At 60.7% G+C, this 6180-nt stretch carries 7 protein-coding genes; 4 read left to right on the top strand and 3 right to left on the bottom strand.

Translation table 11 applies throughout. The annotated features are described in order from the left end of the window. From DBR22_RS24105 to DBR22_RS08185, 3 genes are all read right to left on the bottom strand, one after another. Positions 1–189 (bottom strand): hypothetical protein (locus tag DBR22_RS24105; RefSeq protein WP_219928091.1); only part of this gene is annotated, 189 nt, incomplete at its 3' end. Between the two features lie 53 nt (positions 190–242). Next, positions 243–599: a helix-turn-helix domain-containing protein gene (locus DBR22_RS08190; protein WP_108598609.1), complete on the bottom strand. Its 357-nt coding sequence runs from the start codon at positions 597–599 to the stop codon at positions 243–245. After that, positions 596–1693, bottom strand: a complete 1098-nt coding sequence (locus DBR22_RS08185; protein ID WP_258229099.1) for a tyrosine-type recombinase/integrase — start codon at positions 1691–1693, stop codon at positions 596–598. Before DBR22_RS08185 ends, DBR22_RS08190 begins: the two co-directional genes overlap by 4 nt. 592 nt (positions 1694–2285) lie before the next feature. On the opposite strand from DBR22_RS08185, the gene DBR22_RS08180 reads away from it, so the two are divergent. From DBR22_RS08180 to DBR22_RS08165, 4 genes are all read left to right on the top strand, one after another. Beyond that, positions 2286–2966 (top strand): ScbR family autoregulator-binding transcription factor, encoded by a 681-nt coding sequence (locus DBR22_RS08180; RefSeq protein ID WP_108598608.1) that lies wholly within the window; start codon positions 2286–2288, stop codon positions 2964–2966. 401 nt (positions 2967–3367) lie between these two features. Beyond that, positions 3368–4087, top strand: a complete 720-nt coding sequence (locus DBR22_RS08175) for a hypothetical protein (protein ID WP_146187430.1) — start codon at positions 3368–3370, stop codon at positions 4085–4087. A 70-nt stretch (positions 4088–4157) separates the two neighbouring features. Next, entirely contained in the window at positions 4158–5288 is a 1131-nt protein-coding gene (locus DBR22_RS08170; RefSeq protein ID WP_108598606.1) for a hypothetical protein, read from the top strand. Between the two features lie 2 nt (positions 5289–5290). After that, positions 5291–6180: ABC transporter ATP-binding protein (locus tag DBR22_RS08165; protein ID WP_219928090.1), on the top strand; the 890-nt coding region annotated here is incomplete at its 3' end.

Genomic DNA, 6180 nt, shown 5'->3' with positions numbered 1-6180 from the left:
GAGCTCGATCAGCACCCGCAACCGGTCCCCGGCCGCCGGCAGCGCGGCCGCAACCGCCCGCGACGCCGCTATCGGGTGGATCCGGTGTCTTGGGCCAAGCAGTTCCATGACCCTGTCGGCAAGCGTCGAGGTGGCTGTGCCCAGCAGGACATCCCAGCAGTTCTGGCAAGCTACCTGATCGAGGACCAAAATCCCGGCCGGCGTAGGGCCTGTGCATTCCAGGCAAGCCCGGTCCTGGCCCACTATCCGTTGTCCGGCGGCAGAATGGTCGCCCGCTTGGGCCGATGCCCTCTCTCCCGTAAGGTTTCCAAGCCCTTCTCGCTGCCAGCGGACTGGTCGGTTCCAGTGGCCCGTCCGCGGGCTGTCGGCATGGATACCTTGCCGATCAGCTCATCGGCCGTGCAATCCAGCGCGTCCATCAGGGCGACCAGGACCTGAAGATTCAAACGTTCAGGTTTCTCCGCGGCCAGCCGGTAGACCTGACTGGCCGAAAGGTGGACGCCGCGCTCGTTCAGCAGCGGGATCAGCTTCGTCGTACTGAAAAGCCCGCGGGTGGCCATGATCTCCCGCAGGCGCCACTCGTAATCCAGACTCTTCATTTCCGCCCCTCCGTTTCGGCAGCCTGCAGCAGGGCGGAAATCGCCTTGCGCATCATCGTGTTCGCGAACTCACCGCTCACGGAAGTGTAGATCGCTGTGGTCGAACCAAACGCGTGCCCGACCTGCCGCTGGATGAACAGCGGATCCACCCCGTCCTCGGTCAAGTGAGTGACGTAACTGTGCCGCAAGGCGTGCGGACTCAGGACCGAGTCGAGGCCAAGCTCGTCTCGGTACTCGCCGAACCGCCGGGCCACTTCGCCGGGTCGGATCCTGCGCCCCCGTTCTGAAACCCACAACGCGTTTGACGACTCGTTTCGGACCAGCGGCCAAATATTCTCGACATAGTCCTTCACCGCTTCAGCCGCCCACCGGTGCATCGTTGCAACGGACCGCCGCTTGGGCGGCCCTCCCCTGGAAGCCTTGCCATTGCGCACCAGCAGCATTCCAAAAGGCCCGAACTCCGGCGCATGGGCATTGCGGTAGAAGTCTGTGACATCAAGACCTGCCACCTCCCTGGCCCGCAAACCCCAGGCATAGGCCACTTTGAACATCGTCGCATCCCGGTAGGCGATGAACGCGCCCTTTCGCCCCGTATCTAGACGCGAATCCACCTGTCCGTCCGCGTAATCAAACAAACGCTGTAGCTCCGCCCGGGTCAGCGGCCGGCGCTTCGGGTCACCCTCATAATCCTGCAAGTGCCGGCTGGTGTTCCACTCCGTGCAGACCTGCACCGGATGCGTTCCGAAACGGGCCTCGCACTCAGCAACCCAGTCATAGTGAGGCGAACAAACGAAGTCGCAAAACTGCGCGACAGCGTTCTGGTATCCCCTGATCGTTGACGGCGCCAGCCTATGCACCGTCACCAGGTCCTGCATCCACTCATCGAACAACGCAGCGCTCCACTGCCACGGAAAGGCGCCTGCCGACTTCGTGAACCGCTGCACTGTGTTCACATCAGAACGCACACCCGACGCCTTAAGATTCCGGCCACCAACTCGCTGCGCCCGCCAGCCCTCAAGCATCGCCGAGAACACCGCCTCCTCTTCGTTCAGAAAAGAGACACCAGGCGCCAACACCAGCGACGCCGAACCCAACGGAACACCTTTTGGACCCACAAAACCATCCCCCAAATGCAGTATTTATGCATTAAACGCATGATCCTGATCGGCCGTCAAGCCATAGACGGCTTGCCCTCCCCCACTAGTGAGAACGTGGTGGCTGCGCCACTTCACTTGTCATGCATCAGATGCAACTTGGTGGAGAATGCTCTTTGTCGGCCCCTGGCGCTACACTGGATGAATCGAACATATGTTCCCATTAGCTCTTGGCGCGTCTTCCCGCTTGGGGCATGGGTTTTACGTCTAAGACACCTGTCTTCTATTGACTCGACAAACGCGTTCCACTGCTCGTTGAACGGTGGCTGGATCCGTCCTGCCCAGAGACAACGACGAACCACTTGCCTGCCGGGGCCTTCCATCACGATCGGGCATGCCTTGATTTGCGGGAGTGCGACCGGATCGTACTTCGTGCCCCCAAAGTGAAACGCCTGCCCTTCCGAACCATTCCGGTTGACCGCCTTGTTACTATCGAAATAAGGATGTTGTTTCCGGCCTGGGCGCTCTCACGGAGGAGGCGGACGGGTGATCTCCCCTAAGCACATCCGTTATTACCAGAGTTGAGGTTCACATGGTTCTTCAGGATCGCGCCAAAGCAACGCGAGAGGCGATCATTGCAGGGGCGGCAACGATTTTTGAGGAGCACGGTTACGGCAGTGCCAGTTTGAGCCAGGTAGCCGAGGCGGCCGGGGTAACCAAAGGGGCGCTGTACTTTCACTTCAAGTCGAAGGACGACCTGGCGAGGGCGGTCATCGAAGAACAGCATCGCTTGGTTGTGGCGGAGAGCGAGGGCATCCTGTCCGAGCGCTATCCTGCCCTGGTGGCCGTGATCCTAATGTGCCGCGCATTTGGGCTCAAACTCGTCCACGAGCCGGTGGTCAGAGCGGGCATCAGGCTCACGATGGAGGCCACCACCTTTGGCCTGCCCGTCAAAGGACCTTATGAGGACTGGATCGCCACCATGGAGCAGCTGATCCACCGGGCCAAGGTAGAGAATCAGATTCGTTCCTCCGTGGCCCCCGCAGTACTTGCCAGATATATTGTCGCCTCGTTCACAGGGGTACAAATGGTTTCCGAAGTCCTCACCAGCCGCGCTGACGTCCTGCAGCGTATCGAGGAGATGTGGCATCTGCTGCTCCCCGGGATCATGCCTGAAGACTCCCAGGAAAACCCGCAGGCACTATCCGGACTGGTGGCCACAGGATACCCGCTCCGGTGGAACGATCGTGAGCACCCTGACGTCCACCAGTGAACGCGTGTGGCTTGAATGGACGCCCCAACCGGCGCATTCACATCAATAGTCACGGTTGCATAAAAAACCGGTCATCCGTATTGTTTATTTGGCGGACCGCTCATACTCTTGGAGTGCGGAAGTTTCGTGACAACCTCTCGACGCACGCACGCACATGCGCAGACTCGCGCAGAAATATGAAGCCCGCAAACCTCATTTCACCGGTATCCGGCAAACCGCTACCCACGGCATTTAGTAACCAGGAATGGGCTTAACCATTGAAAAATTCCCAACGCGTGACTGCGATAACGCTTGCACTGGCATGTGTATGGATAGCCGGATGTGGCGTCATAGGCAACGAAGCCCCCGGCGGAGTAACCCGGGCCAAATTGGACCGTGCAGCATCCACGATCACGATGCCCTTGGATGAGTACGACATATCGGATGATGGCTTTGCGACCATATCCCGGGCGCGTGAACTTGCCTTCAGCGGCTGCATGGCCCAGCACGGGGTCGCGGATGCCGGCTCTCCCGAAGCGACCATAAAGGAAGATCGTACCTATGGGCTGTGGAACGTTGAGCGGGCCAAGTTGTATGGTTTCGGGTTGGCCCCCGCAGACCAAACATCAACTTCCTCAGTCGGACCCTCGGGCGTGTACCGGGAACTGGATCCGGCATGGGTCGAAGCCAGAACCACGTGCATGCGGTCCCTTTCCAGCGAACTTGATGCCTTTACACCGCCGGACGAACTCACCAACCACCCGCCATCGTTCGAGGTGAGGTTGGAGGCCTCCAATCTGGCCGCGAAGGACCCGCAATGGAAGAAGCATCGCGACGAGTGGTGGCAGTGTCTGAGGGACGCCGGACTGGTCCCCCCGGCCAACGAGGAGGGTTGGTCCAGCCAGCAGGCACTTGACCGCCCCCGCGGAGAGGCGCCGGCGGAAAAAGAGGAAGAGATCCGCATTGCTGTGAAGGAGGCGACCTGCAACGAAGCGACCGCCCTTACCCAAAATCTGGGTGATATTGAGGCCGGCTACCAGGTGGGTTTGATCAAAGAACGGCAGGCAGCCCTCAACGAACAAAAATCGAAGAATCTGGAATATGTTGCGAAGGCAGAAACCTATCTTGCAAACCACCAGTAGGCAGTCGCCGGGGTCTGCGGACACTCCTGGCCACAAGTTCCGGTCCCGGCGGGTTGCCTATCCATTGCGTGTGGCCGTTTTCACCGCGCTGGTGGCGGTCCTGCTGGCAGCGGCTTTTCTTGCCGGGCGTTTTATTGAGGCACCTCCCCGCGATGCCATTCAATCGGCGCAACAGGCCATTGATGTTTGGTCGGCAGTCGAAACCAAAGTCGTCGATGACCGGGTGACGTTTACGGGCCGGGTTCAGCCGGGAACCGATGCCAGTATTGCCGTAGTTTCCGATGCCGTGCCAAATGTTGTGGTGCGGCAGGTCCTCGCAATTGGCGACCAAGTAGCGGCCGGAAGCCTGGCGGGGGTGGTGTCTGGGCGACCGTATTTCTTCCTGCCGGGACCGCTTCCCCTGTACCGAGATGTCTCGCTCAACGACGAGGGGGATGACGTGCTGGCCCTGCAGACGGCCCTCGGAAGCACCGGCCATCGTGTCCAACTGAGCGGAATAGTGGATCAGCTCACCCTAAATGCTGTGAAGGACCTCTTTGTTGCCGCGGGCTTTTCCCTGCCCGATCCTTCTTCGGCATCTCATGATTTCACGGCCGACGGGGCCGAATCGAAGGCCGGGCAGACGGCATCCGCAGCCAAGATTCCCTTTATCCCGTTCCGGCAGCTTTTGGTGATGCCGGCAGGGGGCGGTGTCGTTGCCACGTCCGCTCCGGTGGGATCCGAAATCACTGCCGACACTCCCCTCCTGACGATTCGTGCGACGCCCAGCTTCGTGGAGTTCACGGCTGACGTCGCCCAGGCAGACCGCCTCCAGATAGGCCAGAAGCTCTCTGTCCGGCTGGACTCCAAGGAATTCCTGGCCACCGTGGCAAACATCGGGGCCTTTCAGGAAGGAAAAGAAGGAACCAAACCCGGGAAGCCTATTTCGCTGGCTCCCGCCGAGGGCGGCGATTTGGAACTTCCGGTCGGTCAGACGGCGATCGTCGTCACCGTCGGTGAGACCGAGGCATCCCTCTCCGTCCCACTCATCGCTGTCCGCGAGGACGCTGGGGGGCACTATGTCACCAGGCGGGTAAACGAAGCAGCCCAAAACCCGGCCGCAGTGGAAGAGCGCATTGATGTCAAAGTCCTGCGAACCGGTGGAGGCTACGCTGCGATCAGCGCCGAGCTGAACGCCGGCGATCAGGTCAAGGTGTCCTAGCAATGACGCTGCTTGACCAAGCCGCTGAGGATGTCCGGCATCTGGCTCCCGGTTCGCCGCTGCTGTCACTAAGGGAGGTGTCCCGACGCTATCCCGGCAACGACGCCCCCACCATCGACGGGATCTCCCTCGAAATCCATCCCGGAGAGTTCGTTGCCATCGTGGGCCCCTCAGGATCCGGAAAGTCCACACTCCTGAATATCTTGGGCCTGCTAGATACCCCCACGGGAGGCGAGTATCAGGTGCTGGGCCTGAATACAGGCTCCATGAACGAGAAGGAGCTCAACCATCTCCGCTCGGCAGCCTTCGGATTCATTTTTCAATCCGCACACGTACTGGGCGACGAATCCGTCCTTTCCAACACCGCGATGGGCTTACGTGTCCAGCGGGTTCCCATCCGGGAACGTGTCCGGCTCGCTGCCGAGGCCCTCACACAGCTTGGGCTGGAAGCCAAGACCACGGCCCGGGCAAAACTGCTCTCAGGTGGTGAGCGGCAGCGCGTTGCCATAGCCCGTGCGATTGCAACCTCACCGGCACTGATCCTTGCCGATGAACCAACAGGGAACCTGGATTCCGAGAACAGCCAGAAGGTTGTCGAGCACCTCCGCAGCCTCCACCGCGCAGGGGCCACGGTAGTGATCATTACGCACGACATGGACGTTGCTGCCGCGGCCACTCGTCGGATAAGCGTCCTCGATGGAAGAATCGTTCAGGACGCCACCACACTTGACCGGCCACCAGCACCGGCGCCCCAACGGGCACCCCTCGCCACCTTCAAGCAGAAAAGCGGACGACTGGGCCCTTGGGGATCCCTGGTCGATGACGTTCTCGCCGCCGTATCGGCACTTTCAACGCGCGGCGTCCGCACGCTGCTGCTGATGGTGGCTTTCGC

This window comes from Arthrobacter sp. HMWF013, assembly GCF_003061105.1.
Taxonomy (GTDB): domain Bacteria; phylum Actinomycetota; class Actinomycetes; order Actinomycetales; family Micrococcaceae; genus Arthrobacter.
This window is presented reverse-complemented; position numbering and strand designations above follow the sequence as displayed.